Here is a 26,344-nt window from a genome sequence, read left to right as displayed (position 1 = left end):
GCGGGCTTAATCAACCTTAACGGGTCCTTCGAGGTAAACCGACGGGCGGCGGCTCTCGGCGATGGCGATCATGTCGGCCGCGAGTTCGGCGGCAGCGGCGTTGGACTCGCGGGTCCAGCCTTCGGGCGCGGGAATCAACACCCCGCCCTGCCCGCCGTCGGCGGTGGTCCAGAACCCACCGGCAAAACCGAAGAAGATTTCGCGGACCTGCCACTCGCTGCCATCCGCCGTGGTGAAGGTATCGACGCCGAGCGTGACCTGGCGATTTAATTGATCGGCCTGCTGGAGGACTTGCAGCCAGCTCGGAGCGCGGGCTAGCCAATCCAATTTTGAGTCGGCGGGAGCCTCAAGCGTCGTCAGCGAATCCACCTCTGCGCGCAGCGGCGCGGGCCAGCTGTTGACCGTGGCCAGTGCTTCGGTTTCCCATGCCGGGAATGCCGCGGCGAGCTCGGAAATTTCAGTTTGAATGGCGGCTTCGCGCGTAGCGAGGGCTTCGGTCTTGGCAGTGGAATTGGCGATAGTGGCCTCGACGGCGGCCATCTGTTTTTCCAGTTGCGCGGACTCGATCTCCAGCACCTTGACCATGTCTTCGAGCACGGCTTGCTCAGACTGCCAGTCGGCTGCTTCCTGCGAAATCACTTTCTCGGTGCGCACCCATTCGAGCAGCGCAGCGTGCGCGCCAGGTTGCTCATTTTGCGCCCACAGGAGGCTGGCGCTGCAGAGAATAATTCCGCCAAGGAGATGGCAGCGGGTCATTGAAAGCATCCACGAAAATAAAGCCATCCGCCCCCAGCGGCGCAACGAAATAACATTGCTAAGGCGCGGCTGAACAACAGCATGTCGCACTATGCGGAGACTTTTCATCGCCTTTTTACTACTGTGCGCCCCCCTGCTGCAGGCGCAGGAAATGCCCGAAGTCCAGATCGAGGATGTGGTCTGGTATTACAAGCCGGAGAAGGTGTTTAAGCGCATTGGCGAGTATTTTGACGGCGAGGAACGCTTCGGCCGCAAGATCGTGCTCCGCACTCAGGAGAGCCCGCGCGAAGGCCTTTATTACATCGTGCGCATCTCGGAATTTGCTGACGCACTGCCCGATGGCTGCGCCTTCGAGGTAGACATGCTGCGCCCCGACATGAAGGAGCCGACGACCAACACTTTCCAACTGCCCGACGAGCGAAAATCCCACCGCGAAATCTGGCTAGGCTTCATTGGCGAGGACCACCCCGCCGAAGAAGAAGCTCCCGTAGCTTGGCGCATCAAGCTGCTCGATCCGCAGGGCAAGGTCGTCGCGACCAAGGAAAGCTTTTTGTGGAGCAAGCCGCCAGCCGAACAACCTGCTGACGCGGCGGAAGCCTCGTGAGCACGTGGTCCGATTGGCGGGCCGTGAGCCCGTCGATTCGTTGCCCGGAGTTTGTGCTGGGCGAATTGGTGGATGGCGGACAAGCCTTTCGTTGGAACGCGTTTGAGGGCGGTTACCGTGGCGTGTGGGGAAACTGCGTCGCCGAAGTTCGCTGCGTGGATGGCGTTGTGGAATGGCGGGCACCGGAGTTGATCGAAGAGCGCGTAGGCAAAGCCATTGCTGGCTACGTCGGCGCGGACGAAACCTTTGCGCCGATTTGGGATGCCTTGCCCCATCGCAGCGATCCGGCGCTCCGTAAACCGATGGATCAATGGCCGGGACTGCGCATCATGCGGCAACCTTTTGGCGAGACGGTTCTGTGCTTCATGTGCAGCTCGATGAAGCAGATTCCGTCGATCAAGCTCATCTGCGAAACACTGGCCACGCGGTTTGGACGGGAAATCATACCCGGCATCCATGCGCTCCCCGACTGGGCGGCGCTGCACCACGTGAGCGAGACCGAGCTGCGCGCCGCGGGCCTTGGCTACCGCGCCCGGCACATCCACGCCGCGAGTCACTTTCTGGCCGGACAGCCTGGTTGGCTGGATGTCGTTGAACAGCTCCCCTACGAGCAAGCCAAGGAGCAGCTGATGCACCTACCCGGCGTTGGCGCAAAGATAGCCGACTGCGCATTGTTGTTCGGAGCCGGCAAGCTGGAGGCGTTTCCCGTCGACACGTGGATTAAGCGCATCATGGGCGACGCCTATGGGCTGGCGGATTGGAAGATTGAACAGGTCGCGCACTTTGGCCGCGTCCACTTCGGCGAGTATGCCGGCCTTGCGCAGCAGTTTCTGTTTTCCAGTGCACGGAAGAAGTGAAGCACAAAAAGGCCGCGAATCCTAAGACTCGCGGCCAGTGAAAGGTGGTGCGGTGTGCCTTACTCCTGAGAGAACATCACGAACTTAACGCCCGCAGAGGCACAGGCATTGAGCACGGCAATCGAACGCTGGTGGAGCGAGTCCGGGTCAGCCACGATGGTCACGGCCGTACGTTGGCCGGCTCCTTGAGCAGCTCCCCGAAGGCGAGACAATGTCGAAACCAACTGCGGCATTTCTACGCTTACGGGATTGTCCATGACGGCGCCATTGAGGCGGACTTCGCCGCTGGGAGCGATTTCCACAATGTGCTCGTCGGGCGGAGTCGCATTCGGATCTGGCTCAGCAATAGCGGGCAACGTGATGCCGAGGTCCGCTTCCTGAGTCAGGTCGGTGGTGACCATGAAGAACGCCAGGAGCAGGAAGACCACGTCAATCATCGGCGTCAGGTCGACGCCGTCCTTGGTATCAAGGAATGGATTTTTCTTAGCCATTATTTCTGCTCGAAGGTTGCGAAAATGACGTCGAGCACGCCGTTTTCGGCGCAGGCTTTCATGACGTCATTCACATATTTATGTGGCGTGCGTTCATCGGCGCGGACAAAGACCTTGAAGCCAGCAATCTCGTTGTTGCCAGTGCCGACGCGTGTGCCCAACTGCTGGAGATCAACTGGCACCATGCCCACATAGATCTTCCCTTCTTCGGTGATAGACACCTCCATGCGGGGGCCGATCTCTTCTGGCACAACAGCTTTATCTGCCTGTGGCAGTTCGACTTCGATCTTCTCAGTTATTTCCGCGGCGACCACCATGAAGAAAACGATGAGCAGGAACACCACGTCGATCATCGGCGTGATGTCGAAGTCCTGGTCATCCATCTGTGGGGCGTGCGTTTTCACAAGCTTTTCCTAGTAATGATATTTAGGAAGTGTGACGGCGCAGGCCACGGACCATTTCAAAGAAGACATCGCCCACAAGCTTGGAAACGCTGGAGGCAATCTTACCGTATTTGTTCTTGAAGAAGAAGAAGAAGAACATGGCCGGGATGGCGACGATAAGACCGGAGGCCGTAGTGATGAGCGCTTCCGAAATGTTGTCTGCCAGGCCTTGTGGGTTACCCATACCGGCGGCTGCGATACCGCGGAAGGCCTTAACCATACCAGAAACCGTTCCGAGCAGACCAACCATTGGCGAAAGTGTGGCGATCAGGGACAGGTAATTGATCATCACGAACGGCGCGGCAAGCTCCTCGGTGGAGGATTCTTCCATCGCTTCCTTGATGATTTCCGGGTCGAAGTTTTCGGGGTCCACGCGGTCGAGACCAGAGTAGATGATGTTCGTCACAACGGACGGGTTTTCATCGCAAAGCTGGCGGGCCTTGTCGAACTGGAGATTGCCCATGACTGGCTTGATTTGCTCGATGAGATCCGGGCGAAGGAATGCCTTTTCACGGATCATGAGGAAGTTGTAGATCACCAGACCGAACATACTAACCGAGAGGAGTCCCAGCGGATACATGGCCCAGCCGCCAGCGGCAAACATCTGAAAAAGATTCGTGCTTTCTGGCTCGGCTTCGGCCTCAGCGGCAGCTTCGCCAGCGGGCGGTTCTGCGTCTTGCGCTTGCGCGGAAACGGTGCCCGCGAAGAGGGCAAAACCCAAGGTTAAAAAGAGGAGGAGTTTACGGATACTATGCATTGCGATGTTGGTTTTGATAAGACGTTTAAGGTATACTGCGTTTAGCAGGGGGAAGCAGCCGGACTAAGCGCCTGACGGTGCCTCTTCCTTGGGGGCTGGTGGCGGCAAACGGAACAGACCCTGCTCAGACAGCGTCGCCCACTTGTTTTCCGGCCAAAAAAGAACAATCTCCTGATAGACTTCCCGCGCAGTGTCGGGGAAATCGAGATTTTCGTAACATAAGCCTGTCGTGTAAATAAGCTCCGGTGCCCACGAGAAGCCGACATCTACCGCCACCACGCCTTGCGCGGCTTCTTCCATAGCGCCAGTGTAATTGAGCGTATCGAGCTTGATCTTGGCCTTCACCAGCTGCGCCAGCGAATAGACGCGGTCTTCGGGTTCAAGGTCTCCTGCTTTGTCCACGAAGATGCCTGCTAATTGAGCTCGGCCCAAGGCGACGTTACAGTAGGCGCTCCAGAGGATTGACTCTTGCGCGTGGTCTGTGCCCTCGGTCTGCTGTAGGCGGTCGTATAGAAATTGCGCTTCATCCAGGTTGCCTTGATCGCGCAGTTCACCAGCAAAATCCATCACCATATCGAGCATCTCAACATTATCCGCATTCATCGGAATACGATTGAGCATAGTCAGCGCAGCGTCCTGCTGGCCGAGATCGACCATACTGGTGACGTAGCGCAATGCGTGCTGGGAAAAAGCGGCTGGTGCCTTCTTTAGGTCGATGCGACGCAATAACTCACCCGCTTCTTGCTCGTGCCCGGGCGCACTGGTCAAAGCCTTCAAGTAACTGTCTATGATCGCATGCACGTTCATGCTTTCGGGCGGAATTTCAAAATATCTGAAAACCGTATAAACCGTCGGACGCATGAGCGGGATGGCTGCTTCGTATTCGTCGCTTTCGAGATTGCGCATAGCCAGCGCGACGTCATCCGGGTATTGAATCTGTAATTTCAGATTAGCGCTTTGGAGTGGAATACCAACCTCACCCTGGCGACCTGGGATGCGGAGAATCAGGTCACCACGGTCCAAGCCCACGAGGGTCAGCACTTCGGTGCTTTTCGGATCGGTGGTCTGGTTGATGACCGGTATGGTTTCATTGCCATACTGGCGGAAATAATCCTGGGCCTGAGTGGCGGCCGCTCCCAGTATGAACAGGCAGGCAACTGAAAATAAACGCTTCATTAGAGGGCTTTCCGTTCTTGCTGGATGGTGGGGTAAACGTCGGTGGTCTTAAAATTCTCCTCGTTGAGAAACTCGTCATAGACCTCGCGAGCCTTATCTTTTTCTCCCATTTGAACGAGCAGGCGACCACTCTCCAAGTAGGCCTTGGAAGCCCAATCAGTATAGAAAGAGTGGCCGATATAAACACGTTGGAAAGAAGCCAGGGCGAGCTTCAAGTCTCCCTCCTCCTTGTGGCTTTCACCCATTTTGAAGAGAGCTTCAGCTTGGATGGGACCGCGCCATTCGCGATTCGTGCTGATGTTGCGATATTTGGCGCGCGCCGTGGAATGGTCACCCAGCTTGCGGGCCACATCTCCCTCCTTCATGATGGCGACTTTCAAATTGGGGTGACGCGGAAACTCCGCCTCAGCGTTTTCGAAGTAGGCCTTGGCTTCCTCGAAGTTGCCTGCCTCCATTTCCAGTTCGCCGAGTGCGATGAGCGCATTGAAGACCTGATCGGAAGTGCCATGATCTTCCACAACCATGCGGAAGGCGTCACCCGCGGAATTGGCATCATACTTCTTGATCTGATTGCCAACCCAAATAAGCGTTACTGGACTTGAATAGAGGAAGTCGTCTTCGGTAAACACGCGGCCGGGATCCACCTTTACACCCAACTGGTCGAGCGCGAATTGCAAGCGTAGTGCGAGGGTTTCTTCCCCATCTTCTCGAGCTTGTTTGTAGAGGCGGGTGAACGATTCTTCCGGAGTTTCCTTCGGGTATTCCTCATTGAGGTTTTCAAACTGCGCCAACCAAGGCTGGATGTCTTCCTGAGTTTCCACCAAGCGATCACGAAATTGCTTTTCGTAAAGGGAGCGCTTGATCGGCTCAAGTATGAGCGGATTTTCGCCAAGGAACGTAAAGATCGCCTGACGGTCTTCCGCGATGTGCTTGCGGTAGGCGGCGTCAGTATTGAGCTTACGCAACAAGGTCAGATTCTGCGCGATGAGTTCCTTGTTCTGGTAATACTGCACGGGATACACGCGGAGAATGTCGTCCAGCCCGTAGGTGTAGGGATCGTCGCCGAATTCCTGAATTGCATTAAGGTATTCCTCCAGCATGAGCTGAGGCTGCTGGTTGAGCTCATAGGCGCGGCCAAGCTGATAAATCGCGGCCGTCAACTCTCCCTGGTCCTCATACTTCTCGATGAACTGGCGCAAAACTGCAGCCATTTGCTGGTACTCACCATTAGCTTCCAAAAGCTGTGCCATCCGGAAATAGGCGTTTTGGATGAACTGAATGCTATCGGTGTATTTTTCAACATTACCGTAGTGCGTGAGGGCCGACTTGATGTTACCCGTAGCTGAATCCACTTCCCCGAGGAAAAATTCAACTTCGCCGCGCTGGGAGGTATGCGGGTATTCGCGAATATATTGATTGAAGTCCTGGCGGGCGGCGTCGAATTCCTCGATGCCCATTGAGCAGATGCCGCGACGGTAGAGGGAGTCTTCCGCGTATGTGCTGGTCGGGTAGTCGAGCAGGATCTTGTTGTAATATTCAAAGGCGTCGCCGTATTTGCTCTCAAGGATCTGGGCCAAACCGATCCAGTAGTAGAGGCCAGGAGTGATGACCTTGCCAGCATAAGCTCTTTCCCACTCTTTGAACTGGCGGGTCATTTCATCGTATTGGCCCAAACGGGTGTAAGAATCGCCCATCAAGAAAATAACCGACTTCGCGTAGTCCTTGTCTGGGCTCTTTTCCACGAAAGATTTCGCCAAATCGAAGAAATCCAGGTAGTTTTCGTTGTTCTTGTAGTATTCGAGCAACTTAACGATCACGTCGTCGCGGTATTCGGCGTTCTTGCTATCGGAAAGATATACCTCGCCCAATTCAACAACCGCGGCGGGCTTATTGATTTTGGTAGCGCCAGTGAAGGCAGCGTAGAGGTATTGCTCAAGGGCTGGGTTATCCGGGTATTGCTCTATCAAGTTACGATAAGCGTAGAAAGATTCCCAGTCGCGATTGGTGAGGAGGTAATTGCGGGCAATACGAACCTGCAACTCCGCGGTATAAGACTTGAGTTTTTCCAGAGCCTCGATCTGAGCCTTACAATTAAAAATGGCTGTTTCCAACTCAATTGCCCGATCGTTACTAGTATCCTGAACCATAACACGAAGACGAGTGAGCTGGGTTTCGAGATCCTTTAGGCGTTCCTTCTGCCATTCTTTGATATCTTCAACCGTTAGCACCATGCGATACATAAGCATCGCCTCGGTGTAACGCTTTTCTTTGGCTAGTTTGTCACCAGCATCAATCAGCGCCACATTGAGTTGTAGATTGTAGCGGGCTGGTGATTCGCCAACGAGGAAGCGGAGAAACTTTAAAGCGGTATCGTAGTTACCGACCTTGATGTTACCTTCTAACAATGCGGCCGCAGCCATAGCTTGATTGTCAGCATCTCGCGTTTCCTTGAGGAACATTTCGAAGTAAGGCAGGCCGCGCTTCCAGTCACGCTTAATGTAGAGGCACTCGGACAACTTTTCCAGCACTTCCATACGCTGCTCATAGTTCATTAGAGATTCCAGAGGCGGACGCAGCATTTTCTCGTAAATATCGGCTGCCTTCAGGAAGTCCTGCAATCCGCGGTAGGCGTCAGCCTCGTAAAGGTACCCCTTAATGGCGTTAGTGCCAACAGGAAACTCTTTCTGCATGCGCTGTAGCCACTCGATCGAATTCGTCAGGGCGTCCTTACTATTGTCCTGAGAATACTCGACCAAGTAACTAATCGCCATGTAGAAGTAAACGCTCTCAAGGTTATCCTTTTGCTCGCTTCCCTGAAATCGGTTTACCAGTTCTAACAAGTAAGGGCGCGCTGCAATGAACTCTTTGCGACTGACCATGGTATCGGCCGCCTCGAGAAGGTTGGACAGAGTCATGTTCGCCGCGTCTTGGGCTACGGCTTGGGAGCCGAGGCACAGGCCTAGGCAAACAATGACAAGCTGAGCAGAACGATGTAGGAATCTCCGCACGATAAAGTTAAAGGGGGTGAAAACTAAGGTTTAGCGCCCGCTAACGGGCTAGGAAGATTGAAGAACAAAGAGTTAATGCGTAATGACAAGCTTTTTTCAAGGTCCCACTATACACTGCGTTGAGCAAAATTAACACAGAACTCTAGCTAAAATCCAAAAATAGATCATAGAATTGACTCAAACTGAATCGATCTGACTATCACTCGCACAAACGCTTTGCGCCCCCCGAAATTTAAAAATAGATCAAAATTGATGATGAACCTGCCAGTCGCCCTATCCATAGCTACCAGTGACTCTGGCTGTGGAGCTGGCGTCCAAGCTGATCTCCTCACCTTCGCAGCCTGCCAAACCTATGGTATAACGGCATTTGCCGCCCTCACCGCCCAAAATCCAAACGGTGTTTCGGCCATCCACGAACTTCCCCCGGAATTCTTAGTTAATCAATTAAATCAGCTCGCGGAATACTATCCAATACAAGCCGCCAAAACCGGCATGCTCTTCTCCGCACCCCTCATCGAAGCAACTGCGGATTTTATCCGCAAGAAACAGTTAAAGGTTGTTGTCGACCCTGTTATGGTCGCCACCAGCGGCGCACGCCTCTTGCAGGATAACGCAATTAGTTGCCTCAAGGAGCAGCTTCTCCCCTTGGCCACTGTCATCACCCCCAATCTCGACGAAGCCGCTGTTTTGCTCGGCTATCGGCCACATACTGCGGACGAGATGCGCCAGGCCGCGCAAGAGCTGACCGCACGTTTTGGCGCAGCGACACTGCTCAAAGGAGGACATCTCCCCGGCAACGCTCTCCTTGATATTCTCCATCTTCCAGACGGCGGGCAACACGAAATCCTCGCTCAGCGTATACCGGCAGTAGACACTCACGGTAGCGGCTGCACACTCTCGGCAGCGATTGCAGCCCACCTGGCCCGTGGGCTTAGCTTGCCCTCAGCCGTCCGAGCCGGGCATGCCTACCTGAAAAATGGTTTACAAAACCCGCTTCACGTTGCGGGCAAGGCCTTTATTCGCCACTAAAGCAGGCGCAAATAGGGTATCTAAAAAGCCCAACCAGGTTGGTAGTGTGTATTTGAGCGGCAAAATTTGGGCTCCTTAATTGATGTAAAGCCAGTTCGTCGAGGTGAAGAAATGAGCTCATGACCAATGAAGACGTACTCCGACGGAAGCCAACGGCCTTCTCGGACGCTCTGAGAAAATTTCCGTTAAGGATTAAAGGGGCAACGCGATCTTCATATTTGCAGCATTAAACCCAAGCGCAACTACTGGCGAAATGGAGTAAGGCGTACTCTCAGCAACATGCCATGATAAGATTCTGCGTCTTTTCTGTAGCGAATGAATAAATCGCATTCTTAACCTTCATTCAAGCACAATTAGGATCACCCGTGATACTTGAGAATCATAAAAGCCTGTGCGTATTTTTTTATAATATTTACCTTTACATCGACCAGATGTGTTGCTCTGATGCCCATCGTTCCAAGGACGGAATATTATATATTAATTACAAGCTATCAACAATATGCACCGACTACCAACCTCCCGCCACCAAGGATTCACTCTGGTCGAAATCATGATTGTCGTGGTGATCATTGGCATCCTCGCCGCGATCGCCATCCCGGCATTTCAGCGCGTCCGTAGCAGCAGCCAAACCACCACACTCGGGGAAAACCTCCTCACCTTCCGTGAAGCACTCTACCTTTATGATATGGAAGAAGGCAGCCTCCCCGCCACCATGGAAGAAGACCTCGAAACCTGGATGCCCGAAGCTTGGGGCGCCACTCCACCTATAGCAGGAAGCTATGCCTATGCAGGTAGTGGCAGCAACGCCACCGTTACATTTACCTCCGCTGGCACCCTCGACGCTGAGCTAGCCCTTGAAATGGATGAAAAACTAGACGATGGCGACATCGCTACTGGCCTCATTCGTTCAAGCGGCAACACCATCACCATTAACGTCTACGATCCAGACGAAGCATAATTTTTTTAGCCAGTATGCAAATCAAGAAGAGGCTCCCCACCACGTCGGTGGGGAGTTTTTCTTTAAACGCTAGTAAGACTTCGCGAAGACCACGCGCTGCGGGCTCGGGTTGCCGGTAAAGGGGCAAACGCCGGGCGTCAAATCGCCTTCCAGTGGCACGTTGCGGATCGTGACCTTGAATTCCTTGGCCAGCGCGTCTTCCTCTTCGGCCGTACCGCCCCAGTGAGCCAGCGCGAAGCCGCCGTGGATCTCGGGCTTGTCCTTGTTGGACGGCTTGAAGAAGTCGACGAACTCGTCCTTGGAATTGATTTCCTTGGTGTTCTCTTCGCGGTAAGCCTTGGCGCGGGCCAACAGGTTGCCCTGGATCTCGTTGAGACGGGCAACGGCGGTCGCGCAGAACTCGGCGCGGGAAATGCCGGCCTTCTCGCTGGTGTCGCGGCGGAACGCAAAAACGCTGTCGTTGGCCATGTCGCGCGGGCCGACTTCAAGAATAATCGGCGCGCCCTTCTTGATCCATTCCCAGCGCTTGTCACCGCCACGGATATCGCGCTTGTCGATCTCCACTTGAATGGCACGGCCGGCAAAGAGCTGACCTTCGAGCTCCTTCTTGATGCCGTCGCAGTATTCGAGGATTGCGCCTGGGTTCTCCGCTTTGTGCAACACCGGCAGAATCACGACTTGCTTGGGGGCCAGCTTCGGCGGCAGCACGAGGCCATCGTCGTCGGAATGCGTCATGATCAAGCCGCCCACGAGGCGCGTCGAAACACCCCAGGAGGTCGTCCAGGCGTATTCCTGCTGACCTTGCTCGGAAAGGAATTGAATGCCGCAGCCCTTGGCGAAGTTTTGGCCGAGGAAGTGGCTGGTGCCGGCTTGCAGCGCCTTGCGGTCCTGCATCATGGCCTCGATCGAGTAGGTGTGGTCGGCGCCGGGGAAACGTTCGCCTTCGGTCTTCTCGCCCTTGATGACCGGCATGGCCATCCAGTTCTCCGCGAAGTCCGCATAGACGTCGAGCATCTGGCGGGTTTCAATCATGGCTTCCTCGCTGGTGGCGTGGGCGGTGTGGCCCTCCTGCCAGAGGAATTCAGCCGTCCGCAAAAAGAGGCGCGTGCGCATTTCCCAGCGAACGACGTTGGCCCACTGGTTGATCATGATGGGCAAATCGCGGTAGCTCTGGACCCACTTCGCGTAGCTCGCGCCAATGATCGTTTCCGAAGTCGGGCGCACGATAAGCGGCTCTTCGAGCGCGCCATCGGGCTTGAGGCCGCCTTGACCGTCGTCCACCAGTCGCGAATGGGTCACCACCGCGCACTCCTTGGCAAAGCCATCCACATGCTTAGCCTCTCGCTCAAGGTAGCTCTTGGGGATGAACAGCGGGAAGTAGGCGTTCACGTGGCCCGTGGCCTTAAACATGTCGTCCAGCGCGCGCTGGATGTTCTCCCACAGCGTGTAGCCCCACGGCTTGATGACCATGCAGCCGCGCACCGGCGAATTTTCCGCCATGTCGGCGGCCTTGATCACTTGCTGATACCATTCGGGGTAATCGTCCGCCCGGGTCGGGGTGATGGCTGTTTTCGCTTTGCCCATAAGAACTCGCGAGAAAAACCCAAATCCCGCCACATGCAAAGGCCAAAAAGCGGGAAATCATCACCACCCCTCAAATAAGCGGGACTACCGATCTTGCTAAAAAACAGCCTGTACTACTAAGTTATTCTAAATCATTTTTTTTACAGGAACTTTTCTCACCCCGCCCTGTCGTTTCTATCCGAGTAGTGATATTCTTTTGTTAGGTCCCGCGAGGGACGTTTTGGGGTAGAAACTAGCGCCGTCCATCTCACTGAGGTGGACGGCCATTTTCTTTTTAAAGGAGACGCCCTAACTGCTTAGATAGCAAATCCTCAACGCACCATACTGTCCTCCACCGACTATTATCCGGGCCAGACGAAAAAATTCGATTCCACCGTTGGCAAAAATCCGCATGGCGCCTTAACTCGCCCCCATGGAACTCCAATCCACATCCAATCGGGGCTATCAAGGCACGCTGCAGGTAACGATCACTGCCGAGCAGTTCCCTGCCCTCACCCGCCTGTGCGCCGGCGACCCGCAATTCCCCAAACTCATCGCCGAAAACCTTGAGCGCGTCGTGGAAGAATACCTCCACGCCGCCGAGCAGCAGGTAACCGCCGCCCAAGCCCAAAATCCCGACAAGCAATCCTAGCGACCACCAGCCTTCCTTTAATTTTTAATCTTTTTCCTTTAATCTCCCAAACCCATGCCTCGCAAATACTGGCTCATCAAATCCGAACCGGACGTCTTCTCCATCGACGACCTGAAAAACTGCCCCAACGGCACCGAGCCCTGGGACGGCATTCGCAACTATCAGGCGCGCAACTTCATGCGCGACGAGTGGCAGGTCGGCGACCAAATCCTCTTCTACCACTCCAACACTACGCCCCCCGGCGTTGTGGGCCTTGCCGAGGTAGCCGGCGAGCCGGAGCCCGATCCCCTCGCCTGGGACAAGAAGAGCAATTACTACGACGAAAAGGCCTCGCCCGAAAACCCACGCTGGGTCCGCGTGCCGGTAAAATACGTCGACACCTTCCCGCGCACGGTGACGCTCGACGAGCTCAAGTCCGAGGACAAGCTGGCCGAGATGCGCGTCGTCCAGCGCGGCAACCGCCTGTCGATCAACCCGGTCACCAAGGCCGAGTTCGACCACATCTGCAAGCTAGCCAAGAAGAAGGCGAAGTAGCCGCAAAATTGAAACCTCTTGGACAACGTTTTTCCTCTCGCAAAGGCGCGAAGGCGCAAAGCAGAAGCGCACACAACATTTCGTTAATCTTTGCGCCTTCGCGAGAGATACTAGCGCCTTGCTGGTCGAAGTTCGCCTCAAGTCCTTCATGGTAAATTAAAAGCCCAAATGAAGAAACCCACCTTTTCCGCCCCCACTGCGATCAGCACCGTCGCGCAGTCGTTGACGCATTTCATCGACACCCAATTCGCACACGGGGCCAAGTTCGAGGCCGAGCAATACCTGCAGTTCGGCTGGGTGCAATTTAAGATCGAGGAGGTCAACGGCGGCTTGCAAATCCTCGCGCCCAAGCCCGAAGCCACGCCCCTGCAATTTCAACCCGACTGCTCCGACGCCCTAAACCTCATCCTGCGCCAGCGCTACATGTGCGACAGCTTCGGCGTGCAAATGATGTCCTGCCACCTGGGCTCGTCCATCATCTGCATCAAAGACTTTGCCGAGCGCAAACAGCTCTTCATCGACCGCCTCGACGCCCCCAAGGAGCATGCCTCAGGCTGGTTCCTCGGCGCGCGCGACAGCGAGCTCGACACGCAAAATGTCGAAAACCTCGAGCTCCGCAGCCTGTGGGAAATCGCCTGCGCCTTCCCCGACTTCGTGGACTTCTTCCTCCTCCCGCAAGGCTGGCAAGTCATCCTTGAAGAGAAGGCCCCCATGGTCACCCACGCCTACGAAATCGCCACCGCCGCCCCCGGAACCTATTACGCGGACAAGTATCAGCGGTAGCGACTAGCTTCTCTGTAAATTCCAACGCTCCGCTCTAGCGAGTTCGCTTAGTAATGCCTAGAGCTTTCTTCAATTCCGGCGATAGCTTGGGCTTATTACGCTTGTCTTCCTTCCTCGTAGTTTTGACACCCCATTCTTCGCCTTTTTCCTGACACTCCCTTATTCGATTCCACTCCTTGACATCATTCTTTTGAGGGGCTCGAAACTTGTATCCCATGTAGGTCATTTCTTTACCGCATTCGGGGCACGGGTAAGCAGGGCCACCCAAACCATAATGGTGTGGTTTCTTGAAGACTTTCCTGCATTCGAAGCAGGCATGCGAAGAAATATCTGGCATCCTAAATCAACTAATTTTGAGCCAGCATATCGCCCGCTCTACTTCGACCACTCAAGCATGCGCTTAATGGGGGCGTAGGCGGCTTGGCGGACGGATTCGTCCATCGTAATTTCGGGCGACATGTCGCGCAGACAATCGCGGAGCTTTTCGACGGTGTTCATCTTCATGTAGCGGCAGTCGTTGCACGCACAGGTGTCCGTCGGGCCGGCTACAAAAGTCTTCTCCGGAATCTCGCGCTGGAGGCGGTGAATCATGCCCGTTTCGGTCACGACGATGATCGTGTCCGCCGGGTGATTCTTGCAGAAGCCGATCATTTTTTCGGTCGAGCAAACTTCGTCGGCCATGTCGCGGACGGCTTCCACGCACTCGGGGTGCGCGACGACCGGCGCGCCGGGGAACTCCAGCTTCACCTTCTCGATGGCGCGCGTGGTGAACATCACGTGCGCGTAACAGCTCCCGGGCCACAGACGCATCGGGCGGTCGAGCTGCTTGCTGACCCACTGGCCGAGGTTTTGGTCGGGCACGAAAAGGATTTCGCGATCAGCCGGAATGCGTTCGGCGATCTTCATGGCGTTGCCGCTGGTGCAAATGACATCGCTCAGCGCCTTCACGCCGGCCGAGCAGTTGATGTAGGCAACGGTGTAAAGATTGGGATTGGCGTCCTGGTAGGCCTTGAGTTTTTCGGGCGGGCAGCTGTCCGACAGCGAGCAACCGGCGTCCATCTCCGGCAGGAGCACGGTCTTGCCGGGGTTGACGATTTTCGCGGTCTCCGCCATGAAGTGCACGCCGCAAAACACGATCACATCGGCATCGGCCTCTTCGGCGTGGTAGGCCAAGCCCAACGAATCGCCCACGTAGTCAGCCACCTGCTGAATGGGATCGATCTGGTAATTGTGCGCGAGGATGACGGCGTTGCGCTCCTGCTTCAGCTTCAGGATTTCCTCCTGGATAGCCGACAGCGGCGCATCCCCCGTGGGACGCGGGTTAAAGACCAATGGTTCGTAATCAAGGACTGCCATGATCCGGCAAACAGTTAGGATTGGCGCCGTTTTGTCAAATACGGGCTTCGCAACCGGGATTTTTTAACAGAGGCCGGCGGGTGGTGAAGGTGTAGGTTTTGAACCGAAGGCAGCTAAGAGAGCAAAGCCATCCAACTGTTTTGTTTCTCGCGAAGGCGCGAAGCCGCGAAGGTTAATTTAAATTATGAAAACCAAAATGCCTTTCGTTGGATGGTTCTACGCGTCTTCGCAAGGGATCATCACTTGCCTCAAAGCCTTTGCTCTCTCTGCGGCCTTCTGTTCAAAAATCTCGCATATCATTACAAATAAACACCTTACAGAACAAAATCACCTTATCCGACTCCCCAAACCAATACTTTTATGCACTTTTCGATAGAGGCTTAAGTCCAATTCATGGAATCTAAAGCAAACTTTTGGTCGGCGCTGGCCACTCCAGCGCGGCGGCTCGCATGCCTGCCATGTGCGAAGTCGAATGGTAAGTTGCGCCCTACTAGCGCGAGCGGATGAAACTGCGGATCGAGACGATCCGCGCCATCTTTTCCACTCCAACGAGGCGGCTTGTCTGGAGACTGCACCCTACCCGTTCAGATGGATAGGCCATTGGCGCAATGCGCCAATCCAGATGCGCAGCATCTACCGGTCAAGCGGGACGCTTGGGGCGCCAGAGGCGGCGGTCGAGGAACCACAGGATGCCGATAGTCAGCAAGGTCAGGTAAAGCGCGATTAGACCCAGTAAAATCAGGAGGCGATGGAAGGCGTCCTCGATCAGGCGACTTCGCATGATCTCGACATCCTTCACGAGGTGGGCGCGCTCGTCTCCCAGCGCCGTGACAAAGCGGTCCATTTCCCGGTGGATGTCTTCCATGACGAGTGCACGGGCTTGGTGAAGCTCGCCCATGACGGCCTTGCGCTCATCGGTAAACTGCGCCATGATCGCCTTGCGCTCTTGGGAAAAGGTCGCCAGTGCCTTGTCCGTGGTCGCGCGAAATTCCTCCAGCGCCGCCTCCCGCTCCTTGGCAATGACGGACGGCATTTCCTGCATGGAAGCCTTGGCCTGGGTGAGCGTCTCGGTGCTCACCTCCATAAACGGCGCCATACTGGCGAAGGTCTCCTCAATCTCGTATTCGTCCGAGGCTTCGTGGACAAAAAGCTGGGCCTCCCAACGCGCCTGCGAGGGCAATTGATCGCTGTAAACATCCAGCTTGCGGCTGAGATCTTCCACGCTGGTCACCATAGCGTCGACGGCGCCGCCGAGCGAGAGCCCGAGCTGGAGCGTCATCTCGGTGGCGCGGTTGGTGATGTTTTCGCGAGAGTCAAACTGGCCCTTCACGGGATGATGCGCAGCCCATTTTTTAAGCATCGTGGCGGCGTCATTCATCGGATCATCCACGTTGATGTCGTCGTAGAGGAATTTCATGCGCTCGTTGATCTTCTTGGCGGCGTCGTAGCCCACGTAGGCGTAGTCCTTAAACGCAGCTTTGCCGGGCCCAGTCTCGAAATAATCCATCATCTGGTAGCTGAGCGCCCAGGTGTCGAGCAGCGCCACGATTGGGTAGCGCTCAAAGAGAGACTCCCGCACCGCCGGCACCGCGGCAACCTTCCAGCGTAGCGCTGCGCGGCGCACCTCGGGGTCGTCCGACTCGTCAATGACTTTATCCGCGGCATCGGCCACGATGCCCGTCATCGGGTTGACCAGCGACTGGACCCGGAGCCGCAGTTGCATACTCGTGACGCGCGTCCCCTCGACCACGTGGTCCTTCGTCTTGCCGCCAAAGAGGATGGAATCCGCGCACCCGGCAAACATCAACAACGCCGACAACAGCGCAGCGCTTAACACCCGAACCAGCAGAGATTTCCGTAGCATACTAGCCCCAATGACAGCAATTTCCCCGCCAATGACAAGCGCGGTTTGAGTGCGGAATGCGGAGTGCGGAATGCGGAATGTTTGGGAGGGAGTTGTGAGGGGCGAGGGGCGAGCAAATTCGCCAACTCAAAATCGCTACCTAATTAGCATCTGCCTTTTGAGCGACTGAGAGCGCTTGATTAATGTTTTTCAGCAACCTGTATCCCCCAATGCCAGGGACATTTGTTAGCGCAAGCTTGTATGTCTTGATCGCATCTTCACGTTGCCCCATGGCAAAATAGTTGTCTCCCTTTAGCTTTAAAAGTCTGGCCTTCATTGTTCGCTCACGGCGTAGATCCTCAATGGTTATCGCCAAAGCCCGATCGATTAACACGTTCGATTCCTGAAAATTCGTCTTCAGGTTAGCCATCAATGCCATCAAATAAATCGCCTGAACACGAGAGTATGCATTCATAGACTCATTATTATCAATGGCTTGAAGCACACGAATAGCATCATCAAGAAGCCCATACAGCATATACAACCGGGCAATGGAGAGCTGTATTTCACCGACAAAAGCTAAATCCGGTTCCGCCTTTGCCTGCTCCATATTTCTTGCCGTCTCAAAAACGGCCAGCGCATCTTTAGGCTGTAGCCTTACCATTAGCTCGCCCTTTCTTTGCATAGCTTGCAAACACAGGAGATGATCTTCCCCAAGCTTCTCGGCAATCCCAGCAACTGCCAAATCCGCCATTTCAATAGCTTGCGGGTAGTCGCCTTCACCATCGAGAGCTGATGCAAGCGTTAAGCGAGCAAGCCCAATGGTCGCAGGATGCGCCTCATTGAGCTTAATTTTTAATTCCATGACTTCCACTAGTACTTGGGCGGTTTTCAAGTCGCTATCGCCCAATTTGGTCCTCTCGCCAACCGTCATGTAGGCGTCCAAAATCTGCTGATTCAATTGCTTAGCCAGCTCACTTTCACTCACAGGCGGGGAGTCTGCATATAGCAACCCATGAGTAAAAAATAGTCCCCAGAGGAGCAGTGTTGATATATACCGCATAGCGGCATCCAACCTGGCGTGAAGAAGTTAAACAATAAAAATCACACACCATCCGTCATCCCCTCTCAAATTCCGCACTCCGCACTCCGCATTCCCCACTCAATATTCGCTTGCCTTCGGGCCCAAAACACTGTGTTTTCAATACTTTGCGCCGAAGTGGGTTTCCACGGCGGCATCACAAAAGAACAGATAAACCAACAACATAACCGTCAACCCGTGGCTGGCTAACGCCGGACACGACATCCAAATAACCACCATATGAGTTCATTAATGGAAGAGCTGCTGGCAGAAAGCAGCTTCGCAAACCTCCTCCCCCACGCCATCGTCAAGGGGTCCATCACCGAAATTCGCGCCAACGAAGTCATTGTTGACATCGGCGGCAAGAGCGAAGGCTCGATCAACGCCAACGAATTCATGGACATCGGTGAATTGTCCATCGGCGACGAGATCGAAGTTTACGTCGAAAAGGTCGAAGACAAGGAAGGCAACCCCATCCTCTCGTTCGACAAGGCCGAGCAAAAGAAGAACTGGGAAAACATCGTTAACCAGTGCGAAGAAGGCTCCATCGTTCCTGGCCGCGTGAAGGCTAAGGTCAAGGGCGGTCTGATCGTCAACATTGGCGTCGACTCCTTCCTGCCGGCATCGCAGATCGACATCCAGCCCCCGAAAAACCTGGATCAATACCTGCACCAAACCTACGACTTTAAGATCGTTAAGATCAACACCGAGCGCCGCAACATCGTTGTTTCCCGTCGCGAGCTGATCGAAGAGCAGCGCCTCGAAAAGCGCCGCACGCTCCTCGAAGAAGTGAAGCCGGGCGACGTCCGCCGTGGCGCCGTTAAGAACATCACCGACTACGGTGCGTTCATCGACCTCGACGGTCTCGACGGCCTCCTCCACATCACCGACATGAGCTGGGGTCGCATCAGCCACCCGAGCGAAATGCTCAAGGTGGGTGAAGAGATCAACGTCATGATCATCGAAGTGGACCGCGACCGCGAGCGTGTTTCCCTCGGCCTCAAGCAGACCGTTTCCAATCCTTGGGACAACATCGAGCACAAGTACCCGGTCAACGCCAAGGTTGCTGGTAAGGTCGTTAACCTCGTCCCCTACGGCGCATTCGTTGAGCTGGAAGAAGGCGTGGAAGGCCTCGTGCACGTCACCGAGCTGTCCTGGACCAAGCGCATCAACAAGCCGAGCGAAGTGCTCAAGGTTGGCGATCAGATCGAAGCCGTTGTTCTGGGCATCCAGAAGGACGAGCAGAAGATCAGCCTCGGCGTCCGCCAGCTCGAGCCGAATCCCTGGGATATGGCTCGCCACAACTACCCGGCCGGCGCCCGCGTTCGCGGCAAGGTGCGCAACCTCACCAACTACGGCGCATTCGTCGAGCTGGAAGAAGGCATCGACGGTATGGTTCACGTCTCCGACATGTCCTGGACCCGCAAGGTCAACCACCCGAGTGAAGTGGTCAAGAAGGGCGACGAAATCAATGCGATCGTCCTCGACGTCGACAGCGACAACCAGCGCATCTCCCTCGGCATGAAGCAGCTCATGGAAGACCCATGGGACAACATCGAGCAATACTTCAAGATCGGCGACATCGTGCAGGGCAAGGTTTCCAAGCTCACCGGCTACGGCGCGTTCATCGAGCTCGAGCACGGCATCGACGGCCTGGTTCACATCAGCCAGATCGCCGAAGACCACGTGGAGAAGATCAAGGACGTCCTCAGCGAAGGCCAGGAAGTCAACGCCCGCGTCATCAAGATCGACGCCGAAGAGCGTCGCGTGGGTCTCTCGATCAAGGCCGCTTCTTACGACCAGGATCAGCTGGCCGCCGAAGTTGCTGCATTCGACCGCATTCAAGGCTCCGAGCAGCTCACCAGCCTCGGCGACATCCTCGACGAAGCCACCAAGGGCTAAGCCCACGGTTGCCCAACCGATTTCCCCAAACCCCGGTCAGCAATGGCCGGGGTTTTTTGTAGTCACTAAACCGCAGTGGGCCCGCGTCGCCAATTTTCATGCCGCTATCCAGCGCGCTCAAATTCGATTCCCCCGGAAACACCAGTGTATTCCCGCAAGCCCCACTGGAGTTTTTAACAAAATCCACCAGCGCAGACTGACAAAACCACGCGGCAAATCGCACTGTAGATGACGTAGAGTCAACAGTATCGAGGTCAGCGAGTCGGGGCAAATCATCCACCAAAGCGGCTATCACTAGCTGCTTATACAGGAATGAGGCAGGAATCTTTCAAAAACCCCTTAAGTCTTACATTATAGTGGCAGGGAAGCCGGGATTCGAACCCGGAACCAACGGTTTAGAAAACCGCTGCTCTATCCATTGAGCTACTCCCCCAAGTTGGCCGGTAGAGACTTACCGACTGTTGCTTCTTATTCGAAACAAAGGCGGAAACTATGCCAATGCGAAAAACAACGGCAAGCAAATCCGCAGGGCGAGTCATCCACGCCAATCCATTAAGCGAAGGCTAACGCGTAACTAACTCCGCGAAACGGGCGTCCAGACTAGCGTAGGTTTCGGTGGAGGCCAGTGGGCGTATTTCGCTGTCGGCTTCAGGTTGGCAGAAGGTGTTTTCCAGCGATGTGATGTCGAGGCCGAGTGTGCTGTTTGCGGCGCGCATGGCAGCGCCGAGAGCCACGGAGCCACTCACCGCCAGGCGTTGGATCTTCGTTTGGAAGACATCGGCGGCGAGTTGTGCGATGGCGTCATTTTTCGAGGCACCGCCGGTTAGGAAAATCACTTCAGGGGCGAGCTGCATCCATGCGCTGCGTTGCTTGAGGTTGATGAACTGCCCTTCCACGCAGGCGCGGATTGCGGCAGCCGGCTCCTGCCAATTTTCGAAGGCTTCGCCACCAGCGAGCACCGGCTGTATCCAGTCCAGCCGTGGACTGATTTCGGGGCGGAAGAAGGGTAGCATCAGCTTGCCCTCGTTGCCCGCAGGCGTGGATTCCAGCGCCTCGGTGAAGCGCGCCCAGTCGTAGCCAAAGCGGCCCTTGACCTCCTCGCGCGCAAGTGAGCCATTGATAAAACACTGGAGCGACATCGGGCCGCCCAGCGGATTGCCAAACACATGACCACAGCCCGCGGGGTCCGTCACGATGCCCGGCATCGCCGCGAAGAAGGTGTCCGACGTCCCCAGCGAAACCACCACCTTGCCCGGTTGGCTCGCGCCCATGCCGACGAGGCTGCTCGGGTTGTCTCCCGTAAACACGGTGATCGGAATGCCTGCTGGCATCCCGTATTTCTCCGCAAAAAAGTCTGACAAATAACCAACCTCCGTCGCACCCGGCACGACCGGCGGCAGCTTGTCCTTAAGCCCGGGCGCCGTCGCCTCAAGCAGCGCGACATCCCAGTTCCATGTTGCGACATTGAGCAGGTTCATGCCAGCACCATCGCCGGTGTCGAGTGGCGCATCTGCCCCACAAAGCACCGAGCAGATGAACGAGCTAACCAAGTGAATTCGCTCCGTGCGCGCATAAGCGCCGGGATCGGTTTTATAAAAACGGCGAATCTGCGGGCCGGTAAATCGCTCAATCGCGACCGAGCCCGACTTCGCGCAAACGACCTCATTGCCGCCGACGGCAGCGGCGATTTCCGCACACTCGGCACCCGTGGATGTATCCATCCAAATCGGCGAAGTCTTGCGCGCCAGGCATTGCGCGAGCTGTTCACTGAGTTTGCCGTTTGCGTCGAGCATGCTCACGCGGTCGACCCATTTTCCGTTCAGGTAAACCGAGCCATGCTGCTGCCCAGCGCCGGAGATCGCCGCGATTTGCGAGAGGTCACACAAGCCGCACAAATCCTCCAAGAGCAGCTCCAAGGCATCGAGCCACATCAGTGGGTTAGCGTGCACCTCCCCCGCCGGTCCATCAGGGATGTAGCCGGACGGCGCGTTGTATTCAGGCAGGCGCTGGCCGAAGTTGACCGATGCATCGGCCACGATTGCGCCGCGCTCGGTGTCGATCACCAGTGCGGAAAAACTTTGGGTGGAAGCGTCGAGTCCAAGAACGAGGGGCATGCGGCTGAGAATGTTGAGGGTTGGCGGTTCGACGAATACTTTACGCGATGCGCGCGTTTTTGGAAATAGCGCGGTTCGACAAAAACATTGCAGTTTCAGTCAATTTGAAGTCGCCATGCGCTCGCAGAATCTGACCCAGTTCAACCGCGAACTCATCTAAAAGAGTGCTGGTTTGCGAGATGACAAGCGCCTGGGCAGGCAACGCGCCAAGTATGAATGAAAGTGCGAGAAGAAAGCGCTTCATCGTGGCAGATTGTCTAACGCTGAATTAACGAACAGGTAACCGTAGATAGATTTCACAGAGCATTTGCCTAGCTATCGTGCTTGCCAACGCCGCGCCAGCCCTCACCGTTAGCGGCATGTCTTCGTATGACGCCATCATCGTTGGTTCCGGGCACAACGGCATGATCTGCGCCGCCTACCTCGCGCAGGCCGGTAAGAAGGTCGCCGTGTTTGAGCGGCGCGGGACCGTGGGCGGCGCGGTTTGTACCGACACCACGAAGATCCCCGGCTACAAGATCGACGTCGGCAGCTCGGCCCACGTGATGATCCACCAGACGCCGGTCCTCGCCGATCTCGAGCTCTCCAAATACGGCCTCGAATACCTGGAGATGGACCCCTGGGCTTACTACCCCCTCCCCGGCCAGCCGGGCAAAGGCATCGCCTTTTATCGCGACGTCGAAAAGACCTGCCAAAGCATTGCCGAGATCAGCCCCAAAGACGCCGAGGCCTACCGCACGTTTGTCGACGCCTGGGGCAAGCTCAACGAGGGCGTGTTCGACGCCTTTCTCAAACCGCCGACGCCGTGGAACCTCGTCAGCACGATGTTCGGACGTTCGCTCAAGGGCAGCGACCACATGAACATGGTCCGCAAGCTCATGGGCCCCTACGGCCAGCTTGTCCTGGAAACCTTCGAGCACGAGGCGCTGCGCACGGCCATTATTTGGCTCGCCGCGCAGAGTGGTCCCCCGCCCTCGGAGGCGGCCTCGGGCGACTTCGCCGGCTGGCACGCGATGTATCACCAGTCGGGTATGAAGCGGGCCAAGGGCGGCAGCGGCGCGCTCACCCAGGCGCTCAAAAAGCGCATCATCGCCGACGGCGGCGAAGTCTTTGAAGATGCGCCCGTGAAGCGCATCATCACGAGCAATGGCCGCGCGACCGGCATTGAGCTGGAAAACGGTGACCGCCACGAGGCCAAGGCCGTCGTTGCCGCAACGCACATTAAGACGACGCTGGATAACTTCCTCGCCGACTGCCCTGACCTGCCCGACGAGATTCGCCAGCGCTCGAAGTCGCTCCGCGTCGGCAACGGCTTCGGCATGATTGTTCGCTGCGCGATGGAGAGTCTGCCCGACTACCCAGGCTTCAATTACGACAACAAAGGCGTGGGCGAAATGCACCGCGGTTTGCAGCTCCTTTGCCCATCGCGCGAGGCGCTTGACGCCGCTTATGGCGACTATCTGGCGGGCCGTCCGCCGGAGAAGCCGATCCCGCTCGTGATGACCTTTTCCAGCCTCGACGACACCCTCGCCCCGGCGGGCAAGCACGTCATGTTTGTGTGGGGCCAATACCACCCCTACGAGCTGCGCAACGGCGAGCATTGGGACGACATTGCCGACCGCGAAGCCGACAAGCTCCTGGCCGCCGTCGATGAATACGCGCCGGGCACGTCAGCCAAAGTCATCGACCGCTACATCCAGACTCCGCTCGAAATCGAGCGCCTCCATGGCATGCTGCGCGCCAACGTCATGCACCTGGAAATGTCGTTCGACCAGATGTTCTGCTTCCGCCCAATGCCCGAGCTGTCCAGCTACAAAATCCCCGCGATCAAGGGCCTCTACCTGACCGGTGCCAGCACCCACCCCGGCGGCGGCGTCTGGGGCGCCAGCGGCCACAATACGGCCAAGCTGATGCTCAAAGAGCAGAAACGCTGGTCAAAATAGGACGCGCCCGTCCCGCTAAGCGGCGACCTCCAGCCCTGCCGCCACCTGCCTCACCGCTTTTTCGCAATGCGAAAAACCTCCGATGCAACGGGACGTTGCAAGTAATGATGGAACTTCTTGCGCTGAAGTGTTATCTGATAGCATGATTCTGTAATATGCCGCCTTCTACTGAGACAGAACAAATTTGGATGCGCCATGCCCGCTGGACGGCTTGGGGGGCAAACCTGTTCTGGTGGATGCAGCGCTACCTGCCGCTTTTCCTGGCGTGGAATTTGATTTCCGCTGTCGGCGTCATCTATGCGCGGCAGCAACGTTGGCCGCAGGACGTGATTATCTGGAGCTACATTGGCGGGGCCGTCGTCTTGGCCCTGATTGCGCTGGGGCTGGCTTGGAAGCGCTTTTTAACGCAGCGCGACGGCCTAATCCGCCTCGAAGAACACCTCGGCCTGAAGAGCGCGCTGTCCGCTGCCCGAGAGGGCATCATTGCCTGGCCACCTTTGCCCGCCGAGCGCAGCGCTCCGTTCAATTTCAACTGGGGCCCCATCGCCACTCCGATCTCGGCGTCGGCAATCCTGCTGATCGTTGGCTGTCTCATTCCCGTTGACAAAGCCGACGCCAAGGTGGCCATCACCAACCCCGAGCAGCCCATAGCTTGGGAAGAGCTCGAAGCGTGGGTCGAAGAGTTGGAGGAAAATGACGTCGTCGAAGAAGTCGCCCTGGAGGAGCTCAAGGAAAAGCTGAACGAGCTCCGCCAGCAGCCCGCCGAGCAGTGGTTCACCCAAAGCAGCCTCGAGGCGGGTGACAATTTACGCGACCAAACCCAGCAAGATCTCCAAAAACTTGCGCAGGAAATGATGAACGCATCCGCCATGATGGATGCCATGCGCCAGGTCGGCAACGAGCCCTTCTCAGAGCAAGCCAAGGCCCTCGATGCTGAGTTTGCCAAGTCACTTCAAAAGATGCAGCTCGGCACCATGCCCATTGATGGCGAACTCATGGAGATGCTCAAGAAGATGGGCGACTGCCAGGCCTGCTCAGGCATTGATCCGTCCAAGTACAAGCTCGTCAAAGGCAAGCTCGATAAAAACGGCAAGCTCGTCGCGATGATGGCCAAGCTGGATCCCGAAGACCTCGAAGAAATGCTGCTCATCGCTGGCCAATGCATGATGCCCGGCAATGGCGGTATCGACCGTGGCCCCGGCGCCGCCCCCCTCACCGCCAACGCCACGGAATCCCGCGTCAAGCCGGGCAAGCTGGAAGCCGTCAGCAATGACGACCTGCGCAACGCATCGCTCGGCGACACCATCGCCATTCAGGATCGCGCGCCCGACGAAAACGAAGCCGGCGAAGCCTTTACCATCACGAACACCAGCGGCGCAGCCTCCCTCGGCGAGGGCGGCGACGTGGTCTGGAAAAACGAACTCAGCCCGGAAGAGCGCCAACTGCTCGAAAACTACTTTCAGTAACCAATGGATAACACCACCCTGACCGAACAAACCGCCGCCGAAGCCTCGCAAGCGCTCAAGGGCCTCAGTGCCGCCGTTAACGAAATCCTGTTCGGACAGGAGACCTTGATCGAGACCGTGATCCTCGCCCTGCTCGCTGGCGGGCACCTGCTGCTCGAAGGCCTGCCCGGCCTCGGCAAAACCGAGCTCGTCCGCACTTTTTCCAAGACGCTCGACCTCGACACCAAGCGCGTGCAGTTCACGCCCGACCTGCTCCCAGGCGACATCACCGGCAACCCGATGCTTCAGGAAAAAGACGGCCAGCGCACCTTCGTTTTTCAGGAAGGCCCAGTCTTTACGAACCTCCTCCTCGCCGACGAAATCAACCGCGCCAGCCCGAAGACGCAGTCCGCGCTACTCGAGGCAATGCAGGAGCGCCGCGTCACCGTCATGGGCACGACCTACGCGCTGCCGTTTCCGTTCTTTGTGTTTGCGACGCAGAATCCGATTGAGCTGGAGGGGACTTATCCGCTGCCCGAAGCGCAGCTCGACCGTTTTCTGTTCAAGCTCAATGTTTACAGCGCGTCCAAGGAAACGCTGGAGAAAATCATCACCGCCCGCACGCTCGGCCAAGAGCCCGTCGTCCGCAAATCCATGACTGGCGAACAGCTCGCGCGCATCTCGCAGCTGACGAATAAAGTCTTCCTACCAGAGATCGTTAAAAGCTACATCGCGCGCCTCGTGCATGCCACGTATCCCAATGAATCCACCGCCGCCAAGGTGATTAAGTTTGGCGCCAGCCCGCGCGCCGCAATCGGCCTGGCCAGCGCCGCCCGCGCCCGCGCCTTGCTCGAAGGCCGGATTCACGCCAGCGTGGACGACGTGCGCATGGCAGCACCCCACGTGCTCGGGCATCGCATCATTATCAACTACCAGGACCGCATGGAGGGCGTCACACCGGAGAGCTTCATTGCGAAGCTGATCGCAGAAATTAACCCCGAGGAAGCCGAGCTGCCCAAGAGCCTGTCCGCCGCCAAAATCAAGTAATC

23 protein-coding genes and 1 tRNA gene are annotated in these 26,344 nt (G+C 56.5%); 11 read left to right on the top strand and 13 right to left on the bottom strand.

Going from position 1 to position 26,344, the window contains the following annotated elements:
• Positions 1 to 6: 6 nt before the first annotated feature.
• Entirely contained in the window at positions 7 to 756 is a 750-nt protein-coding gene (locus RBB62_RS05665) for a DUF3450 family protein (protein ID WP_309397764.1), read from the bottom strand.
• Positions 757 to 847: 91 nt separating this feature from the next.
• Between RBB62_RS05665 and RBB62_RS05660 the strand changes: the two genes are divergently transcribed.
• Positions 848 to 1,360, top strand: coding sequence for a hypothetical protein (locus RBB62_RS05660; RefSeq protein ID WP_309397763.1), 513 nt, complete (start codon positions 848 to 850; stop codon positions 1,358 to 1,360).
• Entirely contained in the window at positions 1,357 to 2,217 is an 861-nt protein-coding gene (locus RBB62_RS05655; protein WP_309397762.1) for a DNA glycosylase, read from the top strand. Before RBB62_RS05660 ends, RBB62_RS05655 begins: the two co-directional genes overlap by 4 nt.
• Before the next feature lie 59 nt (positions 2,218 to 2,276).
• Here RBB62_RS05655 and RBB62_RS05650 read toward each other — a convergent pair whose 3' ends face one another.
• The 5 genes from RBB62_RS05650 to RBB62_RS05630 all read right to left on the bottom strand — a co-directional run bounded on the left by RBB62_RS05650 (position 2,277) and on the right by RBB62_RS05630 (position 7,999).
• Positions 2,277 to 2,708 (bottom strand): ExbD/TolR family protein, encoded by a 432-nt coding sequence (locus RBB62_RS05650; RefSeq protein WP_309397761.1) that lies wholly within the window; start codon positions 2,706 to 2,708, stop codon positions 2,277 to 2,279.
• A complete protein-coding gene (locus RBB62_RS05645; protein WP_309397760.1) occupies positions 2,708 to 3,112 on the bottom strand; it encodes an ExbD/TolR family protein in 405 nt (134 codons plus the stop codon). The genes RBB62_RS05650 and RBB62_RS05645 overlap by 1 nt, the downstream gene beginning before the upstream one ends.
• Positions 3,113 to 3,134: 22 nt before the next feature.
• Entirely contained in the window at positions 3,135 to 3,908 is a 774-nt protein-coding gene (locus RBB62_RS05640) for a MotA/TolQ/ExbB proton channel family protein (protein ID WP_309397759.1), read from the bottom strand.
• A gap of 63 nt (positions 3,909 to 3,971) precedes the next feature.
• A complete protein-coding gene (locus tag RBB62_RS05635) occupies positions 3,972 to 5,084 on the bottom strand; it encodes a tetratricopeptide repeat protein (protein WP_309397758.1) in 1,113 nt (370 codons plus the stop codon).
• The gene (locus RBB62_RS05630) at positions 5,084 to 7,999 is read right to left on the bottom strand and encodes a tetratricopeptide repeat protein (protein ID WP_309397757.1); all 2,916 of its coding nucleotides are present in this window, start codon (positions 7,997 to 7,999) and stop codon (positions 5,084 to 5,086) included. The genes RBB62_RS05635 and RBB62_RS05630 overlap by 1 nt, the downstream gene beginning before the upstream one ends.
• 345 nt (positions 8,000 to 8,344) lie before the next feature.
• Here RBB62_RS05630 and thiD point away from each other — a divergent pair, with 345 nt between their 5' ends.
• Both thiD and RBB62_RS05620 read left to right on the top strand, forming a co-directional pair.
• Positions 8,345 to 9,121 carry a bifunctional hydroxymethylpyrimidine kinase/phosphomethylpyrimidine kinase gene (gene thiD / locus RBB62_RS05625; RefSeq protein ID WP_309397756.1) on the top strand — a complete coding sequence of 259 codons (777 nt, stop codon included), beginning with the start codon at positions 8,345 to 8,347 and terminating at the stop codon, positions 9,119 to 9,121.
• A 499-nt stretch (positions 9,122 to 9,620) separates the two neighbouring features.
• Positions 9,621 to 10,079, top strand: a complete 459-nt coding sequence (locus tag RBB62_RS05620) for a prepilin-type N-terminal cleavage/methylation domain-containing protein (RefSeq protein ID WP_309397755.1) — start codon at positions 9,621 to 9,623, stop codon at positions 10,077 to 10,079.
• 69 nt (positions 10,080 to 10,148) lie between these two features.
• Here the strand turns inward: RBB62_RS05620 and proS are convergent, their stop codons facing one another.
• Positions 10,149 to 11,663, bottom strand: coding sequence for a proline--tRNA ligase (proS, locus tag RBB62_RS05615; RefSeq protein WP_309397754.1), 1,515 nt, complete (start codon positions 11,661 to 11,663; stop codon positions 10,149 to 10,151).
• 412 nt (positions 11,664 to 12,075) lie between these two features.
• Here proS and RBB62_RS05610 point away from each other — a divergent pair, with 412 nt between their 5' ends.
• From RBB62_RS05610 to RBB62_RS05600, 3 genes are all read left to right on the top strand, one after another.
• Entirely contained in the window at positions 12,076 to 12,294 is a 219-nt protein-coding gene (locus RBB62_RS05610) for a hypothetical protein (RefSeq protein WP_309397753.1), read from the top strand.
• A 54-nt stretch (positions 12,295 to 12,348) separates the two neighbouring features.
• Complete coding sequence (locus RBB62_RS05605; RefSeq protein ID WP_309397752.1) at positions 12,349 to 12,828, top strand: EVE domain-containing protein; 480 nt, start codon at positions 12,349 to 12,351, stop codon at positions 12,826 to 12,828.
• Positions 12,829 to 12,996: 168 nt separating this feature from the next.
• Complete coding sequence (locus RBB62_RS05600; RefSeq protein ID WP_309397751.1) at positions 12,997 to 13,611, top strand: immunity protein Imm33 domain-containing protein; 615 nt, start codon at positions 12,997 to 12,999, stop codon at positions 13,609 to 13,611.
• A 375-nt stretch (positions 13,612 to 13,986) separates the two neighbouring features.
• Here RBB62_RS05600 and nadA read toward each other — a convergent pair whose 3' ends face one another.
• From nadA to RBB62_RS05585, 3 genes are all read right to left on the bottom strand, one after another.
• Positions 13,987 to 14,970, bottom strand: a complete 984-nt coding sequence (gene nadA, locus RBB62_RS05595) for a quinolinate synthase NadA (protein ID WP_343219074.1) — start codon at positions 14,968 to 14,970, stop codon at positions 13,987 to 13,989.
• 637 nt (positions 14,971 to 15,607) lie between these two features.
• Positions 15,608 to 16,831 carry a hypothetical protein gene (locus tag RBB62_RS05590; RefSeq protein ID WP_309397749.1) on the bottom strand — a complete coding sequence of 408 codons (1,224 nt, stop codon included), beginning with the start codon at positions 16,829 to 16,831 and terminating at the stop codon, positions 15,608 to 15,610.
• Positions 16,832 to 16,970: 139 nt separating this feature from the next.
• Positions 16,971 to 17,798, bottom strand: coding sequence for a hypothetical protein (locus RBB62_RS05585; RefSeq protein WP_309397748.1), 828 nt, complete (start codon positions 17,796 to 17,798; stop codon positions 16,971 to 16,973).
• Positions 17,799 to 18,131: 333 nt separating this feature from the next.
• On the opposite strand from RBB62_RS05585, the gene rpsA reads away from it, so the two are divergent.
• Positions 18,132 to 19,793 (top strand): 30S ribosomal protein S1, encoded by a 1,662-nt coding sequence (rpsA, locus tag RBB62_RS05580; protein WP_309397747.1) that lies wholly within the window; start codon positions 18,132 to 18,134, stop codon positions 19,791 to 19,793.
• Between the two features lie 357 nt (positions 19,794 to 20,150).
• Here rpsA and RBB62_RS05575 read toward each other — a convergent pair.
• From RBB62_RS05575 to RBB62_RS05565, 3 genes are all read right to left on the bottom strand, one after another.
• Positions 20,151 to 20,226: transfer RNA gene (locus RBB62_RS05575), tRNA-Arg, on the bottom strand.
• Positions 20,227 to 20,356: 130 nt separating this feature from the next.
• Positions 20,357 to 21,907, bottom strand: coding sequence for a xylulokinase (locus tag RBB62_RS05570; RefSeq protein WP_309397746.1), 1,551 nt, complete (start codon positions 21,905 to 21,907; stop codon positions 20,357 to 20,359).
• A 40-nt stretch (positions 21,908 to 21,947) separates the two neighbouring features.
• Entirely contained in the window at positions 21,948 to 22,151 is a 204-nt protein-coding gene (locus RBB62_RS05565) for a hypothetical protein (RefSeq protein ID WP_309397745.1), read from the bottom strand.
• Between the two features lie 76 nt (positions 22,152 to 22,227).
• On the opposite strand from RBB62_RS05565, the gene RBB62_RS05560 reads away from it, so the two are divergent.
• From RBB62_RS05560 to RBB62_RS05550, 3 genes are all read left to right on the top strand, one after another.
• Positions 22,228 to 23,850 carry a phytoene desaturase family protein gene (locus RBB62_RS05560; protein ID WP_309397744.1) on the top strand — a complete coding sequence of 541 codons (1,623 nt, stop codon included), beginning with the start codon at positions 22,228 to 22,230 and terminating at the stop codon, positions 23,848 to 23,850.
• A 155-nt stretch (positions 23,851 to 24,005) separates the two neighbouring features.
• On the top strand, positions 24,006 to 25,316 hold the full coding sequence (locus tag RBB62_RS05555) for a hypothetical protein (RefSeq protein WP_309397743.1): 1,311 nt from the start codon (positions 24,006 to 24,008) through the stop codon (positions 25,314 to 25,316).
• Between the two features lie 3 nt (positions 25,317 to 25,319).
• Complete coding sequence (locus RBB62_RS05550) at positions 25,320 to 26,342, top strand: AAA family ATPase (protein WP_309397742.1); 1,023 nt, start codon at positions 25,320 to 25,322, stop codon at positions 26,340 to 26,342.
• Positions 26,343 to 26,344 lie beyond the last annotated feature (2 nt).

The sequence above is a fragment of the Cerasicoccus maritimus genome (genome assembly GCA_031296935.1).
GTDB lineage: Bacteria > Verrucomicrobiota > Verrucomicrobiia > Opitutales > Cerasicoccaceae > Cerasicoccus > Cerasicoccus maritimus.
Note: the sequence above shows the minus strand (reverse complement) of the source record. Positions and strands in the feature narration are given on the sequence as shown.